The sequence below is a fragment of the Stenotrophomonas sp. 85239_Sma genome (assembly GCF_056481725.1).
Genome location: NZ_CM151163.1, coordinates 1576118 through 1591478, shown reverse-complemented (window position 1 = coordinate 1591478; position 15361 = coordinate 1576118). Strand labels below are relative to the sequence as shown.

General features: G+C 67.8%; 19 protein-coding genes. 7 read left to right on the top strand and 12 right to left on the bottom strand.

Annotation, left to right across the window (positions count from 1 at the left end):
• Positions 1 to 160 precede the first annotated feature (160 nt).
• Together ACYKG1_RS07455 and grxD are read right to left on the bottom strand one after the other, a co-directional pair.
• Entirely contained in the window at positions 161 to 937 is a 777-nt protein-coding gene (locus ACYKG1_RS07455) for an SDR family NAD(P)-dependent oxidoreductase (protein WP_100471838.1), read from the bottom strand.
• The gene (gene grxD, locus ACYKG1_RS07450) at positions 934 to 1254 is read right to left on the bottom strand and encodes a Grx4 family monothiol glutaredoxin (RefSeq protein WP_005415957.1); all 321 of its coding nucleotides are present in this window, start codon (positions 1252 to 1254) and stop codon (positions 934 to 936) included. Before grxD ends, ACYKG1_RS07455 begins: the two co-directional genes overlap by 4 nt.
• A 121-nt stretch (positions 1255 to 1375) precedes the next feature.
• On the opposite strand from grxD, the gene ACYKG1_RS07445 reads away from it, so the two are divergent.
• A complete protein-coding gene (locus tag ACYKG1_RS07445; protein ID WP_478472269.1) occupies positions 1376 to 1954 on the top strand; it encodes a superoxide dismutase in 579 nt (192 codons plus the stop codon).
• A 76-nt stretch (positions 1955 to 2030) separates the two neighbouring features.
• On the opposite strand, the gene ACYKG1_RS07440 is transcribed toward ACYKG1_RS07445, so the two are convergent.
• From ACYKG1_RS07440 to purE, 3 genes are all read right to left on the bottom strand, one after another.
• The gene (locus tag ACYKG1_RS07440; RefSeq protein WP_100471837.1) at positions 2031 to 2372 is read right to left on the bottom strand and encodes a carboxymuconolactone decarboxylase family protein; all 342 of its coding nucleotides are present in this window, start codon (positions 2370 to 2372) and stop codon (positions 2031 to 2033) included.
• 124 nt (positions 2373 to 2496) lie between these two features.
• A complete protein-coding gene (locus ACYKG1_RS07435) occupies positions 2497 to 3645 on the bottom strand; it encodes a 5-(carboxyamino)imidazole ribonucleotide synthase (RefSeq protein WP_478472267.1) in 1149 nt (382 codons plus the stop codon).
• Positions 3642 to 4145: a 5-(carboxyamino)imidazole ribonucleotide mutase gene (purE, locus tag ACYKG1_RS07430; protein ID WP_100471835.1), complete on the bottom strand. Its 504-nt coding sequence runs from the start codon at positions 4143 to 4145 to the stop codon at positions 3642 to 3644. Before purE ends, ACYKG1_RS07435 begins: the two co-directional genes overlap by 4 nt.
• 58 nt (positions 4146 to 4203) lie before the next feature.
• Between purE and ACYKG1_RS07425 the strand changes: the two genes are divergently transcribed.
• The 4 genes from ACYKG1_RS07425 (at position 4204) to ACYKG1_RS07410 (ending at position 6945) form a co-directional block, all read left to right on the top strand.
• Complete coding sequence (locus tag ACYKG1_RS07425; RefSeq protein ID WP_049432560.1) at positions 4204 to 4473, top strand: Trm112 family protein; 270 nt, start codon at positions 4204 to 4206, stop codon at positions 4471 to 4473.
• Positions 4470 to 5321 (top strand): carboxylating nicotinate-nucleotide diphosphorylase, encoded by an 852-nt coding sequence (gene nadC, locus ACYKG1_RS07420; RefSeq protein ID WP_478472265.1) that lies wholly within the window; start codon positions 4470 to 4472, stop codon positions 5319 to 5321. The genes ACYKG1_RS07425 and nadC overlap by 4 nt, the downstream gene beginning before the upstream one ends.
• A 204-nt stretch (positions 5322 to 5525) precedes the next feature.
• Positions 5526 to 6527: a DUF2272 domain-containing protein gene (locus tag ACYKG1_RS07415; protein WP_262084460.1), complete on the top strand. Its 1002-nt coding sequence runs from the start codon at positions 5526 to 5528 to the stop codon at positions 6525 to 6527.
• A gap of 67 nt (positions 6528 to 6594) precedes the next feature.
• Entirely contained in the window at positions 6595 to 6945 is a 351-nt protein-coding gene (locus tag ACYKG1_RS07410) for a DUF3301 domain-containing protein (RefSeq protein WP_005415950.1), read from the top strand.
• An 87-nt stretch (positions 6946 to 7032) separates the two neighbouring features.
• Here ACYKG1_RS07410 and ACYKG1_RS07405 read toward each other — a convergent pair whose 3' ends face one another.
• From ACYKG1_RS07405 to ACYKG1_RS07375, 7 genes are all read right to left on the bottom strand, one after another.
• Positions 7033 to 7485, bottom strand: coding sequence for a ClpXP protease specificity-enhancing factor (locus tag ACYKG1_RS07405; RefSeq protein WP_100471832.1), 453 nt, complete (start codon positions 7483 to 7485; stop codon positions 7033 to 7035).
• An 84-nt stretch (positions 7486 to 7569) separates the two neighbouring features.
• The gene (locus ACYKG1_RS07400; RefSeq protein ID WP_005408842.1) at positions 7570 to 8205 is read right to left on the bottom strand and encodes a glutathione S-transferase N-terminal domain-containing protein; all 636 of its coding nucleotides are present in this window, start codon (positions 8203 to 8205) and stop codon (positions 7570 to 7572) included.
• A 134-nt stretch (positions 8206 to 8339) separates the two neighbouring features.
• Positions 8340 to 9089 (bottom strand): cytochrome c1, encoded by a 750-nt coding sequence (locus ACYKG1_RS07395; RefSeq protein WP_100471831.1) that lies wholly within the window; start codon positions 9087 to 9089, stop codon positions 8340 to 8342.
• Positions 9082 to 10341 carry a cytochrome b gene (locus ACYKG1_RS07390; RefSeq protein WP_262227113.1) on the bottom strand — a complete coding sequence of 420 codons (1260 nt, stop codon included), beginning with the start codon at positions 10339 to 10341 and terminating at the stop codon, positions 9082 to 9084. Before ACYKG1_RS07390 ends, ACYKG1_RS07395 begins: the two co-directional genes overlap by 8 nt.
• Positions 10341 to 10961 carry a ubiquinol-cytochrome c reductase iron-sulfur subunit gene (petA, locus tag ACYKG1_RS07385; RefSeq protein ID WP_004151998.1) on the bottom strand — a complete coding sequence of 207 codons (621 nt, stop codon included), beginning with the start codon at positions 10959 to 10961 and terminating at the stop codon, positions 10341 to 10343. The genes ACYKG1_RS07390 and petA overlap by 1 nt, the downstream gene beginning before the upstream one ends.
• 194 nt (positions 10962 to 11155) lie before the next feature.
• Positions 11156 to 12061, bottom strand: coding sequence for a lytic transglycosylase domain-containing protein (locus ACYKG1_RS07380; protein ID WP_478472263.1), 906 nt, complete (start codon positions 12059 to 12061; stop codon positions 11156 to 11158).
• Positions 12062 to 12107: 46 nt separating this feature from the next.
• Positions 12108 to 13076 (bottom strand): helix-turn-helix transcriptional regulator, encoded by a 969-nt coding sequence (locus ACYKG1_RS07375; protein WP_100471828.1) that lies wholly within the window; start codon positions 13074 to 13076, stop codon positions 12108 to 12110.
• Positions 13077 to 13156: 80 nt separating this feature from the next.
• On the opposite strand from ACYKG1_RS07375, the gene ACYKG1_RS07370 reads away from it, so the two are divergent.
• The gene (locus ACYKG1_RS07370; RefSeq protein ID WP_049414878.1) at positions 13157 to 13777 is read left to right on the top strand and encodes a glutathione S-transferase family protein; all 621 of its coding nucleotides are present in this window, start codon (positions 13157 to 13159) and stop codon (positions 13775 to 13777) included.
• A 165-nt stretch (positions 13778 to 13942) separates the two neighbouring features.
• Positions 13943 to 15361, top strand: a complete 1419-nt coding sequence (miaB, locus tag ACYKG1_RS07365) for a tRNA (N6-isopentenyl adenosine(37)-C2)-methylthiotransferase MiaB (protein ID WP_049435924.1) — start codon at positions 13943 to 13945, stop codon at positions 15359 to 15361.

The following is a 15361-nucleotide window of genomic DNA, read 5'->3' as shown; positions in this document are numbered from 1 at the left end:
TCGGAGAGTTATCTGGGGTTCCCTACCGCTTGGCTGAAGGCAGCCATAACGGTTAACACTAGATTAACACGCTACGCCATCAATGTGACGGTTGTGCGACAAACGGCAGGGGATCGCAACGCAATCGTGACGGGATCTTCATTCCACCTTACGGCGGCCTTCACGCGTCGCCGGATGGCTCGCTCGCATCCAGGATGCGGCCCCGCCAGTCGCTGCCGGCAGCGGAAAGCAGGGTCACCGCCGCCGCCGCCGCGGCTTCCGGCGTTCGGGCAGCCGGATCCTGATCGACGGAATAGGCACGGGCCCGCAGCGCCGTGCGCAGCGGACCCGGGTACAGACCACTGACCCGCACCGGGCTGCGGCCCAGCTCATCGTGCAGGCTGCCGATCAGACCGCGCAGGCCATGCTGGGCCACACCGTACCCACCCCAGTAGGCCTGCCCCACCCGTTCGGGGGCATCGACCGCGAACACCAGGGCGGCGTCCTCGCGCTGCCGCAGCAGCGGCAGGCAGGCCTGGGCCAGCCAGGCCGGGGCGGTCAGGGTGACATGGAGCGCGCGGGCGAAACTTGCCGGATCGGCCAGTTCGAACGGGGTCAGGCCGGGGAAATGCGCGGCGCAGACCAGCAGGCCGTCCAGCCGCCCCAGCTCGCGCTGGACGGCCTGGGCCAGTTCGGCATAGTCATCCGGGCCGGCGCCTTCCAGGTCCAGCGGGTACAGCAAGGGTTCCGGGCCGACCGCCTGGACCTGGGCATAGACCCGATCCAGCCGGCGCGGCTTGCGCCCCAGCAGGACCACGGTGGCCCCGGCCGCTGCGGCGGCGACCGCCGCAGCGCTGCCCAGCCCTCCCCCGGCGCCAGCGACCAGCACCACGCGGTCCTGCAACGGACGGCCATCGAGCGCCCCGTCAGTGGGTGACGTCGACGGCCAGGCACTCATCCCTGGGTCGCCTCTTCGACGATGCGCTTGAGCTCGCCGGATTCAAACAGTTCCATGACGATGTCGCAGCCGCCGATCAACTCACCGTTGATGAACAGCTGCGGAAAGGTCGGCAGGTTGGAGAAGCGCGGCAGGTTGGCGCGGATCTCCGGCTCCTCGAGCACGTTGACGGTGCGCAGGGTGACGGCGCCGGCGGCCATCAACGCCTGCACGGCGCGGCTGGAAAAGCCGCACATCGGGTACTGCGGGGTGCCCTTCATGAACAGCACGAGCGGGTAACGATCGACCTCGGCCTGGATTTGCTGCATTACCGCCACAACCACACTCCTTGCTTCGCCGGACAAACCGACCGTGATGGTCGGCTAGACTGCCCACGGTAGCCGCCATTGTAAGCGGATGGAACCGGCTGCCGCCGTCCCCTTGGCCACGAACCTGTCCATGCCCGTCGAATTGCCCGCCCTGCCCTACCTTCCCGGCTCCCTGCAGCCACACCTGTCCGCACAGACCGTGGAACTGCATCACGGCCACCACCATCGCGCCTATGTGGATGCCGTCAACGCCGGCATCCTCGGCACCGAGTGGGAGGAAGCGTCACTGGAAGAGATCGTGCGCCACGCCCAGGGCTCGCTGTTCGATGCCTCCGCCCAGGCCTGGAACCATGGTTTCTACTGGCAGTGCCTGCGCCCGCGCGGCGGCGGCGAACCGCAGGGCCGGCTGGGCGAGCTGGTGAAGCGCCAGTTCGGTGACGCACAGCGCCTGCGCGAGGAGTTCAACCGCACCGCGCTGGGCCTGTTCGGCTCGGGCTGGGTGTGGCTCGTGCAGCACCCGGGTGGCCAGCTGGGCATCCAGGCCACCCGCAACGCCGGCACGCCACTGACCGGTGAAAGCACGCCACTGCTTTGCTGCGACGTCTGGGAGCACGCTTACTACACCGACTACCAGAATGACCGCGCGCGTTACCTGGACGCGTTCTGGCAGATGGTGAACTGGGAATTCGCCGAGAGCCAGCTGCGCTGAGGACATCCGCCGGGCATGGCCCGTCGCTACCCCACCCTCGCGGTAACGCCGGGCCATGCCCGGCGGCACGGTGGCATCACGCGTTCTCGTGTGCAGCCACGGCGTCCATCACCCGCGCCGAGTACACCAGCGCCGCGCCGGCGTTGAGCGACACCGCCACGCCCAATGCTTCGGCGATTTCCTCGCGGCTGGCACCATGTTTCAGCGCCGCGTCCACATGCACGGTGATGCAGCCGTCGCAGCGGGTGGTCACTGCCACTGCCAGCGCGATCAGCTCGCGGGTCTTGGCATCAAGATGGTTGGTCTGCGCGCCCGCATTGGCCAGCGTGGCATAACCCTTGACCGTATCCGGCGAGAGCTTGCCGATCTCGCCGATGCGGCCCTTCAGCTCCTTGCGGTAGGTATTCCAGTCGAGCATGAGGGTGACTCCTGTGAAAGGAGCTCCACGCTACCACCGGGAATGCTGCGCCGATGCCTGCACCGGCGCGCCACACCGTTGCAGGCACACGGGGTTGTGCCGGCCATTGGCCGGCACGCCCGGCTCAGCGGCTGCGCAGCGCGTGTACCGCCGGCGCCACCTGGGCCTGGCGGTCCAGCTCCAGACCCACCTGGTCCAGCGCGTCGGCCAGGGCAGCGGCATCGTCATCGCGCAATGTGGCATGGCCGACCTTGCGGCCTTCGCGCGGCTCCTTGCCGTAGTCATGCCAGTGGCCACTGGCCTGGGCAAGCACCGGCAACGGGTCGGGCATCTTGCCCAGCCAGTTCAGCATGCAGGCGTGGCCGAGCATGCGGGTGCTGCCCAGGGGCAGGCCCAGCCCGGCACGCAGATGGTTCTCGAACTGCGAGGTCTCGCTGCCTTCGATGGTCCAGTGGCCGGAGTTGTGCACGCGCGGCGCCATCTCGTTGGCCAGCAGTTCGCCATCGCGGCAGAACAGTTCCAGCGCGAACACGCCGACGTACTGCAGGTGCTCGGCGACACGACGGGCATAGCCGATCGCGGCCTGCTGTTCGGCGTCGGCCAGCACGGCCGGTGCCACGCTGGCCGACAGCACGCCGTCGACGTGCCAGTTGCCGGTGACCGGCCAGGCCTCGAAGCTGCCATCGCGGCCGCGCACGGCAACCACGCTGACCTCGCGCTGGAAGGCCACGAAGCCTTCCAGGATCAGGCCGGTGCGCTCGACCTGCGTGCCCAGCGCATCCCACGCGGCGTCGATGTCGGCTTCGCTGCGCAGGCGGAACTGGCCCTTGCCGTCATAGCCCAGGCGGCGGGTCTTGAGGATGCAGGGCAGGCCGAACTCGGCAGCCTTCGCCGCCAGCTCGTCACGGCTGCGGATGTCGGCGAAGGCCGGCAGCGGGATGCCCAGCTTCTGGAACAGGGTCTTCTCGCTCAACCGGTCCTGGGCCACGGCCAGTGCGGCCGGCGGCGGATAGACCGGCACGCGGTCGGCCAGGAACTGTGCACTGTCTGCAGGCACGTTCTCGAAATCGAAGGTGACCACATCGACCTTGGCGGCGAAGTCCGCCAGCGCCTGGCGGTCATCGAAGGCGCCGACGGTGAGCGGTGCCAGCGGGCCGCTGCAGGCATCGGCGGCCGGGTCGTACAGCTCGAAACGCAGCCCCAGCGGCGCACCGGCCAGGACCATCATGCGGGCGAGCTGGCCGCCGCCCAGGATGCCGACGGTCAGGCTCATTGGCGCGGATCGTCGTGGGCCATCACGTCTTCGGTCTGGCGTGCGCGGAACGCGTCGAGCGCCTGGCCGATCGCCGGCTGGTCGCTGCCCAGCATCGCGGCGGCGAACAGCGCCGCATTGGAGGCGCCGGCATTGCCGATGGCGAAGGTGGCGACCGGGATGCCGGCCGGCATCTGCACGATCGACAGCAGCGAATCCATGCCGTTGAGGGCCTTGGACTGCACCGGCACGCCCAGCACCGGCACGGCGGTCTTGGCGGCGATCATGCCCGGCAGGTGCGCGGCCCCGCCGGCACCGGCGATGATGGCGCGCAGACCACGCGGGCCCGCCTGCTCGGCGTAACTGAACAACACATCCGGCGTCCGATGCGCGGACACCACCTTCACTTCGAACGGAACACCCAGGGCTTCAAGCTTCTGGGCGGCGTGCTGCATGGTTTCCCAGTCGGAACGGGAACCCATGACGATGCCGACAAGCGGCGCGATCGGGTTGGGGGTCATTGGCCGTCACCTGCCTTAAAGACGTATTCTAGCCATCTTCCACGCAAGACGAAGAACCATGGATCGCAAGCTGCTCGACCTGCTGGTGTCGCCGGACACCCGCCAGCCCCTGTCCCTGCTGGATGGCAAGGGCCTGGAAGCCCTCAACAAGGCCATTTCCGCCGGCGCAGTGAACAAGGCCGATGGCAACCCGCTGGCGCAGCCGCTGCGCGAAGCGCTGGTTACCCGCGACCGCAAGCAGGTGTTCCGCGTTGACGACGGCATCCCGGTGCTGCTGGCCGAGGAAGCCATCCCGACCGCCCAGATCACCGACTTCCCGGCCGCATGAGCACGCTGCCGACGCCGGATGCGGCCGTTGTCGCCGCCGATGTCGCGCGTGCACTGGCCGAGGACCTGGGCAGCGGTGACGTTACCGCCGCCCTGCTGCCCGACCAGGCCGACAGCGCCTACCTGCTGTGCAAGCAGGACGGGGTGATCGCCGGTCGCCCCTGGTTCGATGCCACCCACCGCGCGCTCGACCCGGACGTGCGCATCGAATGGCGTGTTTCCGAAGGCGACGCGGTCACCGCAGGCACCGTGCTGGCCCTGCTGCACGGACGCAGTCGCAGCCTGGTCAGCGCCGAGCGCACCTCGCTCAATTTCCTGCAGACGCTGTCCGGCACCGCCACCACCACTTCCCGCTATGTGGCCGCCGTGGCCGGTACCGGCACGCGCATCCTCGACACCCGCAAGACCCTGCCCGGCCTGCGCCTGGCGCAGAAGTACGCCGTGCGCTGCGGCGGCGGCGACAACCATCGCTTCGGCCTGTACGACACGGTGATGCTGAAGGAAAACCACATCCGCGCCGCCGGCTCGCTGGCTGCCGCCGTGGCAGGCGCACGCCGGCAGTGGCCCGCGCTGCCGCTGGTGGTGGAAGTGGAGGACCTGACACAACTGCGCCAGGCCCTCGAAGCCGGTTGCGAGCGCATCCTGCTGGACGACTTCAGCCCCGACCTGCGCCGCGAGGCGGTACGCATCACCGCCGGCCGCATTCCGCTGGAAGTGTCTGGCAGCGTCGGCCTGGGCGGCCTGCGCTCGATCGCCGAGGATGGCGTGGACTGCATCTCCATCGGCGGCCTGACCAAGCACGTGCAGGCCATCGATCTGTCGCTGAAGCTCGGCCCGCCGCCGGGCTGAAGCCTGCAAGACCTTGTGGAGCCGAGCCCATGCTTGGCTGCTTTCCGGAGCCCTCCCAAGGTGCAACCCGCGCGTTGCGCGCGCGATGAGCCGGGCTACCGCTTCGCTCGCCGGGCATGGCCCGGCGCTACCGGTTCGGAGGCCTTCACGGCTCGGCCACGCCGTCCTCTGCGACGCTGCGGGCATCCCCCACAGGAACCGTGCATGCGCCGGATGCTCTTGCCTGCCTGCCTGCTGCTCGCGGCAGCCCCCTTGTCCGCAGCGGCTGCCGAAGCCTGCGATGTGCCGCCCCGCTTCGGCCTGAGCCCGTTGGCGGTGGCCATCCGCAATACCGCCTGCAACGAACACCGGCTCTGGTTCCGGCCTTTCATCGATCGTGATGGCCGCGCGGCGAGCCTCAGCGTCACCGAGGCCGAGAACGAACACCTGGCCGACAACGGCCTGATCGCCTGGCAGCGCGTTGCCGGCTATTGGCGCGACAGCGGCACGCTCAACGCAATGGGCAGCATCGCGGGTGCCAGCAGCTGCCTGGCACCACTGGGCACGCGTTACACCGACAGCGATTGCCGCGCCTTCCTGGTCGACAACCCATGGTCGGCGGCGTTCATTTCCTGGGTGATGGTGCGGGCCGGCGTGCCCGGCTTCAATACCTCGCCACGCCACATTGACTATATCCGCGCTGCGTACCAGGGCGGGCCCTCGGGCGTGCCCTACCGCCTGGTCGACCCGGCCACGGCCAAACCCGCACCCGGCGATCTGCTGTGCTTCCTGCGCGACCGCAGCAGCACGCTCAGCTACAGCGGGCTGGTGCAGGCACTGGGCAATGGCTCGGTGGGCCACTGGAAATCGCATTGCGAAGTGGTGGTGGCCGCCAATCTTGGCGGCGACCAGACCCTGTACCTGGTCGGTGGCAACGTGATGAACACCGTGGCGATGCGGCTGCTGCCGCTGGAGCGCACCGGATTGATCAAGCTGCCGCCGGCGCGCGAACGCAACAGCACCGGCATCGACCCCAGCTGCACGCCGGGCCGCGAGGACGAATGCAGCTTCAACCGCCAGGACTGGGCGGCGCTGCTGCAGCTGACTGCGGCCGCACCATTGGTGATGCCTTCGCCCACTGCCACGCCGATGCAGACCGCTCCTGCGCCGCAACCGGCCATCGCGCCCGCGCAGCCGGCGCCTGGCCTACCGCCGCCGCGGCGGTGAATGCAGCGCTTGATCCAGCGCGCGTTCGCCGCCATCTTTGCCGGATCGACCTCTGACGGCTGAAGCCATGCCCACCCTGCTGCTGTTGCTGATTGCCGGCGGAATCATCTACTTCTTCTGGAATGCCGCACGCTCGGCCGCCGAGCGCGCGGTCGAGCTGGGCCGCAATGCCTGCCGCGCCGCCGATGTGCAGTGGCTGGACCAGGCGGTGCACGCCACCGGCCTGCGACTGTCGCGTGGCGAGGATGGACGGCTCGGTTTCGAGCGCACCTTCAAGTTCGAGTATTCCTACGATGGCATCGATCGCCACGTGGGCCGCATGGTGCTGCGTGGCGACCAGCTGATCTCGTTCACCGGCCCCGGTGCCGCGCGGATCAGCCAGATCCGGCCGGATGTGGAGGATGCCGAGGATGTGTAGGGGCTGGAGGTGTGCCGACCAACGGTCGGCACCCACCGGTAAATCCTGCAAGGAAAAACGCCGCCCATCGGGGCGGCGTCGGAACGGTTACTTGACCACGCGCAGGTTCGGGCGGCCCTTCGGCGGCGGGCTGGCCGGCGGCGTATCGTCCGGCGGCGTGCCTTCCTCGTGCAGCAGTTCCTCGCTGGTCGGTGCGGTCTCATTGCCCGGAATGTCATCCGGCAGCGCCATGCCCTGCCCGGTCTCGCGGGCATAGACAGCCAGCACGGCGCTGATCGGCACCTGCACCGGGTAGCTGGTGCCGGAGAAGCGGGCCGAGAAGCTCACCATTTCGTTGTCGATCATCAGCCGCACGACGGCACGTTCGGCGATGTTGAGCACGACCCGGCCATCCTTGACCGCCGAAGGCGGGACCTGCACGCCGGGGACGCCGGCGTCGACCAGGATGTGCGGGGTCAGCTGGTTGTCATTGATCCATTCCACCAGCGCCCGCAGCAGGTACGGGCGGTGGCTGGTCATGTGGAAGAAGTCTTCGGTCATGCGTGAAGTGTACGCGCCCGGCGCCCCGCCGGGGCGGATCGCCTGCACGCCGGTCGGTGTGCAGACGGGTTGCGCAGGGCCAGGTCAGACCGGGAGATCGCGCAGCTTCTTTTCCTGGTCGGTCAGGCTGCGGACGAAACCCGGGTGGCGGAAGATGCGGTTGCCATAGTCCTCGATCGCCTTGCCGTCCTTCGGAAGCGGCACGTCCAGCGATTGCAGGCGCCAGATGATCGGCGCCATCGCGCAGTCGGCCAGGCTCATTTCCGGGTTGAGGAAGAACTTGCTGGCCTTGAACAGCGGCAGCGAGGCGGTCAGCAGTTCCTTCAGGCGCTTGCGGCCGGCCTCGGCCTGGGTCTTGTTGCCCAGCTGGATGGCCTGTACCTGCGGCACCCAGTCGTGCTCGATGCGCAGCATCGCCAGGCGGATGCGTGCACGCGAGAGCGGATCGACCGGCATCAGCGGCGGATGCGGATAGCGCTCATCCAGGTACTCGCTGACCACCGATGCGGCGTACAGCACCAGCTCGCGCTCGACCAGGGTCGGTACCGAGTGGTATGGATTGAGATCGATCAGGTCTTCAGGCGGGTTCTGCGGATCGACCGGAACGAAGTCGAAGGTGACCCCCTTGGCCGCCAGCACCAACCGTACACGGTGGCACAGTACGTCGTCGTTCGAGGAAAACAGCGTCAGTGTATTGCGCATGCGTACGCTCGCCGCCATCAAAGGCTCTCCCACGACAGGAGACCGCCTGCCGCATCGGCGCCGCCGGCACCGTGCCAGCGGTCGACTCCTCCCCGAGTGTGCAACCGACCATCACAAAAGCCAATAGGCCCGTGCAATGGCCGGCGGCAGAATCAGTGGACGTCCTTCCAGTATTCCTTCTTCAACAGGTACAGCAGGAAGGTCAGCAGCGCCAGGAACAGGATCACCCACACGCCCAGCTGCTGGCGCTTGAGCGCGGCCGGTTCACCGGCGTATTCGAGGAAGTTGGTGATGTCCCGCACGGCCTGGTCGTACTGGCCGGCATCCACCGAACCGGGCGTTTCGATGCGCAGGCCGGTCACCGGCGGGTCCATGCCGGGGGCCTCGGGCTTGCCATGCACGGCATGCTGCAGCCCCTGCATCTCCCACAACGGGTTGGGCATGGAGGCATTGGCAAACAATGCATTGTTCCAGCCCAGCGGCCGGCTGCTGTCCAGGTAGAACGACTTGAGATAGGTGTAGACCCAGTCGCTGCCTCGAACCCGCGCGATCAGGCTGAGGTCCGGCGGCATCTTGCCGAACCACTTCTCGGCGTTCTCCTTGGGCATCGCCACCGGGATCGGATCGCCGATCGCCGAGCCGGTGAAGTTGAGGTTGTTCATCACCTCTTCTTCGGTCAGGCCCAGGTCCTGCGCCATCCGCGAATAGCGCAGGTATTTCAGCGCATGGCAGCTGGAGCAGTAGTTCATGTAAAGCTGCGCGCCGCGTTGCAGCGAGGCGCGGTCACCGAGATCGTTGCCGGCCTGCAGCAGCTTGGTGCCGCCCTCGGCGGCGGAGGCCAGGAAACTGCCCAGCATCAGGGTGGCCGCCAGGGCCAGCCGGACCATCCAGCGCTCAGTCATGCGTGGTCACCCTCTCCGGTACCGGCTTGGCCTTGTCCAACCTTGTCCATAGCGGCATGGTGATGAAGAACGCGAAGTACAGGAAGGTCAGCACCCGCCCGATGTAGGTTTCGTGCACGTCGGTGCCCGGGCCGGACCCAATCACGCCCAGCCACACGAAGCACACCGCCAGCACGCCCAGCATCACCTTCGAGATCCAGCCGCGATAGCGCACCGACTTCACCCGGGCCTTGTCCAGCCACGGCACCAGGAACAGGATCGCGATGGCCGAGAACATCACCAGCACGCCGCCCAGCTTGTTCGGCACCACGCGCAACATCGCGTAGTACGGGGTGTAGTACCAGACCGGCTTGATGTGCTCCGGCGTCACCAGGCGATTAGCCTCGGTGAAATTGTCGTGCTCCAGGAACAGGCCGCCGAAACCGGGCGCGAAGAAGATGATGAAGGCGGCGATGATCAGCAGGAATCCAGCGCCGACGCCATCCTTGAGCGTGTAGTACGGGTGGAATGGAATGCCGTCGGCCGGGGCGTTCGGCGACCAGCGGTTGCCCTTCGGCCCCTTCTTGATCTCCACGCCGTCCGGGTTGTTCGACCCCACTTCGTGCAGCGCGCCCAGGTGCAGCACCACCAGCAGCAGCAGTACCAGCGGCAGGGCGATGACGTGCAGCGCGAAGAAGCGGTTGAGCGTGGCGTCACTGGGCAGGTAGTCACCCATGATCCATTCGGTCAGGCCGTTGCCGATCACCGGTATCGCGCCGAACAGCGAGATGATCACCTTGGCGCCCCAGAACGACATCTGGCCCCAGGGCAGCACGTAGCCCATGAAGGCTTCGGCCATCAGCACCAGGTAGATCAGCATGCCCAGGATCCACACCAGCTCGCGCGGTTTCTGGTAGCTGCCATACAGCAGGCCGCGGAACATGTGCAGGTAGACCACGATGAAGAACAGCGAGGCACCGGTGGAGTGCATGTAGCGGATCAGCCAGCCCCACTCCACATCGCGCATGATGTATTCGATGGAGCCGAACGCCTCGGCGGCGCTGGTCTTGTAGTGCATCGTCAGGAAGATGCCGGTGACGATCTGGTTGACCAGCACCAGCAGCGCCAGCGAACCGAAGTAGTACCAGATGTTGAAGTTCTTCGGCGCGTAGTACTCGGTGACGTGCTTGCGGTAGACCGGCATCAGGCCCGGCGCGCGGGCATTGACCCAGTCGGCCACGCCGCTGGCGGTACGGCTGAGGATATTGGACATCAGGCAGCCCCCTGCGGATCGACACCGATGATGATGGTGTTGTCGTCCTGGTAGTGGTGCGCGGGCACCTTCAGGTTGATCGGCGCCGGCACGTCCTTGAAGACGCGGCCGGACATGTCGAAGCGCGACTTGTGGCAGGGGCAGAAGTAGCCGCCCTTCCACTGCGGGTCATAGGGTTCGGGCCGGATCTCGGCGACCATTTCCGGTGAGCAGCCCAGGTGCGTGCACAGGCCGACCAGCACGGAGATGTCCGGCTTGATCGAGCGCAGCTCGGGGTTCTGCTTCAGCACGTAGTCCGGCTGCTGGTCCTTCTCGCCGGACTCGGGGTCCTTGAGGCGGCCATCCAGCCCGTGCAGCGCATCGAGGATCGCCTTGGACCGCTTGACGATCCAGATCGGCTGGCCACGCCATTCCACGATCAGGCGTTGGCCTTCCTGCAGCGCGCTGATGTCGGCCACCACCGGTGCGCCGGCAAGCTTGGCGCGGGCACTGGGGTTCCAGGATTTGATGAAAGGAACTGCGGTGAATCCGACGCCGACGGCGCCCACCACGGCTGTGGTGGCAGAAAGAAAACGCCGACGTCCGGTGTTGACTGGATCGTGTACCCCATCGTTGGCCATCCGGCACTCCGATATTGATTAGGTAGCTTTAAGGCTGCCAGCGGATCCGGTGGGGGCCAGAGCCGCATTGAATCATGGGCGAGTGTAGCGGAACCGTCGCGCGCCACACAACGCATTGCAACAACTCTTTCAGATGCGTGCCGCCTGACAGTCGGCGCCTACCTGTTCAAGGAGTGCCGGCCAACGGTCGGCACCTACTGGTGACTCAGGGCGGTGCGGTAACGCTCGGCCAGCTGCCCGACCCGGCGCACGTAGTACTGCGTCTCGCTGTAGGGTGGCACGCCACCGTGGCGGTCGACCGCGCCTTCGCCGGCGTTGTAGCCGGCGGCAGCCAGGGTCAGGTCGCCGTTGAAGCGCTTCAGCAACCACGCAAGATACTGCACGCCACCGCGGATGTTCTGCCCGGCATCGTAGGAGTCACTGACCCCGAAACGGGCCGCGGTCGGCGGCATCAGCTGCATCAGGCCCTGCGCGCCAGCGCGGCTGAGCGCGGTCGGGTTGTAGGCCGACTCGGCGTGGATGATGGCGCGCACCACGGCTTCGTCGACGCCGAACTCGCGCGCGGCCGAGGTGATCTCGGTCTGGAACGCGGTGGTGTTCAAGCGCACCGAACCGAAGTCCACGCGCGGGTTGACGCCGCAGGCGTAGCAGCGCTCCATGAAACTGTAGCGGATGGTGCGCACCGGGCCGAGGTTGGCCACCTGGGTCGGCCGCGCACTGGTGTAGTGGCGCACGCCATCCTTCATGAAGGAATAGACCTGGCCGCTGACCATGCGCCCGCTGCGCGAGGCGACCGGGGTCGCGGGTACGGCGGCTGGCGCAACCGCCGGTGCCGCAGCGCTGGCTGCCACCGCCACCGGGTTGCGCTCGATGCTGGCCACGGTGGTCGGCGCCGGCTTCGGCGCGGCCACCACCGGGCGCGGTGCCGGGCGGAGGTCGCGGCTGTAGCTGATGGCGCTGCAGCGGGCCCCGGCCACGCGCTTGCTGACGTAGCTGGTGACACCGTCGGCGCCCTGGCACTTGAACAGGGTGCCCGCGCTGGCCGGCGCAGCGGTCAGCGCAGCGATGATGATCGCCGTTGTCCCCAGTATCCCCTTCATGCCGGCGAGTGTCCCAGCTTCGCCGGGGCTTGCCAAGCGACGCGGCTCAGCCTGTGACCGGCGGCACAGCCAGCAGCTGTCCCAATCCGGCCAGGCGCTGTGCCAGTTCATCGCGCAGGCCCGGCGGCGTGGTCCACAACGCCACCGGCACCCGGTCCAGGCTGAGGATCTGCGCCAGCATCATGCCGCGGCTCTCGGCGCCCATGCGCAGCAGGCAATGGGCGGGCCCGTCGGCCTCGAGTACACCGCACCAGGGCGGGATGCGGCCTTCCAGCTCGGCGTGGCTGCCGGCCAGGCGGACGATGGCCTGCAGCGCGAACGGGGCCTGGCTGACCGCCTGCCGCACCATCACGTCCGGTGGTGCGGGCGTACGGCGGTGCATGCCCGGCTCGGCGCATTCGCGCACCGCGCCCATCCGGTCCACGCGCAGGGTACGCCAGTCCTGCCGGCCCAGGTCCCAGGCCAGCAGGTACCAGCGCCGCCCGTAATTGACCAGGTGCTGCGCCTCGACCTCGCGCTGGGTCACCGCGTCCTGCGCACTGCGGTATTCGAAGGCCAGCCGTGACGCCTGCCGGCAGTGCTGGGCCAGCCGTCCGAGCAGGCGTGCGTCGGTGGACGGAAGGTCGGACAAAGTGGCCGTCGCTGCGTGCACCTCGCCGGCCTGCTGGCGGCGACGGCTGGGCACCAGCGGGTCGAGCTTGGACAACAGGCCGCGCGCGGTGTCGTCGATGCCGGCGACGGTCGCCGAGGCCGCGCGCAGGGCGATGGCCAGGGTGGTTGCCTCCTCCTCGTCCAGCAGCATCGGCAGGACCGGCGCCCCTGCCCCCAGCTGGTAACCGCCCCCTACCCCGGACGAGGCCTGCACCGGATAGCCCAGCTCGCGCAGGCGCTCGATGTCGCGGCGGATGCTGCGCCGGTCCACGCCCATGCGCTCGGCGAGCTCGGCCCCGGACCACTGGCGACGGGCCTGCAGCAGGGCAATCAGGCGCAGCAGTCGATGGGCGGTATGGCGCATGAAGGATCGAGGACAGAAGTCGTCCGCAATACTGCCTCAGGATGGCCTCCAGTTCACCACCCACCGCAAGGAGCAATGCCATGACCTCACGCCAGATCACCCTGTACCACGCCGCCCGTTCGCGCTCGAGCGGCGCGGTGGCCCTGCTTGAGGCGCTGGGTGCGGACTACCGCATGCAGGTGTTGGACCTGAAGGCCGGCGCCAACCTGGCCCCGGCCTACCTGGCCATCAACCCGATGGGCAAGGTGCCGGCCATCGTCCACAACGGCGCGCTGGTGACCGAGCAGGTGGCGATCTACCTGTACCTGGCCGACCTGTACCCGGAAGCCGGGCTGGCGCCGCCGATCGGCGACGCCCTGCGCGGCCCCTACCTGCGCTGGATGGCCTTCTACGGTGCCTGTTTCGAGCCGGCGATGATCGACAAGGCGATGCACCGCGAGCCACCGCCGCGCCTGATGTCGCCTTACAACGATGCGGAGACCGTGCTGCAGGTGGTCGAGGCCCAGCTGGCGCAGGGCCCCTACCTGCTCGGCGAGACGATGAGCGCCGCAGACGTTCTCTGGGGCAATGCGCTGGCCTGGACCACCGCCTTTGGCCTGGTGCAGCCGGCGCCGGCAACGGCCGACTACATCGCCCGGATGAGCGCGATGACCGCCTTCGACCGGTCGCGGCAGATCGATGCGGAGCTGGCGGCGGCGTAATGGCGGCGGGTGGCGCGGGATATCGGTAGCGCGGGGCCATGCCCCGCGAGCGCACCGCCCGGCCCCGTTGGCGTTCCGCCGAGCATGGCCCGGCGCTACCGGGCGGCTGGCGCGGGATGCGGGTAGAATTGCCCGCTTTCCCGCCACCCGAATGGATTAAGCGCCATGACCGGGACGCCAGACGTCTTTCCGCCCGCCACGCCGGGCGGTACCCCGCTCGTTGCCCTGCCCGCTGGTCCGCGCAAGCCCGACCAGGTGAAAGGCAAGCTGTACATCAAGACCCACGGTTGCCAGATGAACGAGTACGACTCGGCCAAGATGGCCGACGTGCTTGCCGCCAGCGATGGCCTGGAACTGACCGACAGCCCGGACGACGCCGACGTCATCCTGGTCAACACCTGCTCCATCCGCGAGAAGGCGCAGGAGAAGGTGTTCAGCCAGTTGGGCGTGTGGAAGGGCCTGAAGAACAAGGGCCGCGAGGTCATCATCGGCGTGGGCGGCTGCGTCGCCTCGCAGGAAGGCGAAGCGATCATCAAGCGCGCGCCGTTCGTCGACCTGGTGTTCGGCCCGCAGACCCTGCATCGCCTGCCGGAGCTGATCCGTGCACGTCGCGAGCAGAAGCGGCCGCAGGTGGACATCAGCTTCCCCGAGATCGAGAAGTTCGACCGCCTGCCCGAGCCGCGTGCCGAAGGTGCATCGGCCTTCGTGTCGATCATGGAAGGCTGTTCCAAATACTGCTCGTTCTGCGTGGTGCCCTACACCCGCGGTACCGAAGTCAGCCGCCCGTTCGAGGACGTGGTGGTGGAAGTAGCGCAGCTGGCCGCGCAGGGCGTGCGCGAGATCAACCTGCTCGGCCAGAACGTCAACGCGTATCGCGGCCCGTATGGCGACGGCGAGTTTGCCGACCTCGGCCTGCTGATCCGCACCATCGCCGAGATCGATGGCGTCGGCCGCATCCGCTTCACCACTTCGCACCCGCTGGAGTTCAGCGATTCGCTGATCGACGCGTTCCGCGACGTGCCGCAGCTGGCCAATTTCCTGCACCTGCCGGTACAGGCCGGCAGTGACCGCGTGCTGTCGGCGATGAAGCGCGGCTACACCGCGCTGGAATTCAAGTCGAAGATCCGCAAGCTGCGCGCGGTGCGCCCGGACATCTCGATCAGCTCGGACTTCATCGTCGGCTTCCCCGGCGAGACCGATGCCGATTTCGAGAAGACCATGAAGCTGATCGAAGACATCGGCTTCGACCACAGCTTCTCCTTCATCTATTCGCGTCGCCCGGGTACGCCGGCCGCGGACCTGGAAGACACGATCAGCGACGCCGAGAAGCACGCGCGACTGTCGCGCCTGCAGGAGCGCATCAATGCGCACGCCGCCAGCATCTCCGAGAAGATGGTCGGCACCGTGCAGACCGTGCTGGTGGAAGGCCCTTCGCGCAAGAACCCGAACGAGCTGACCGGCAAGACCGAGAACATGCGTTCGGTGAACTTCCCGGCGCCGGCGCGGTTGATCGGCCAGTTCGTGGATGTGGTGATCACCGAAGCGCTGACCAATTCGCTGCGCGCGCGCGTGGTGGCGGAATAA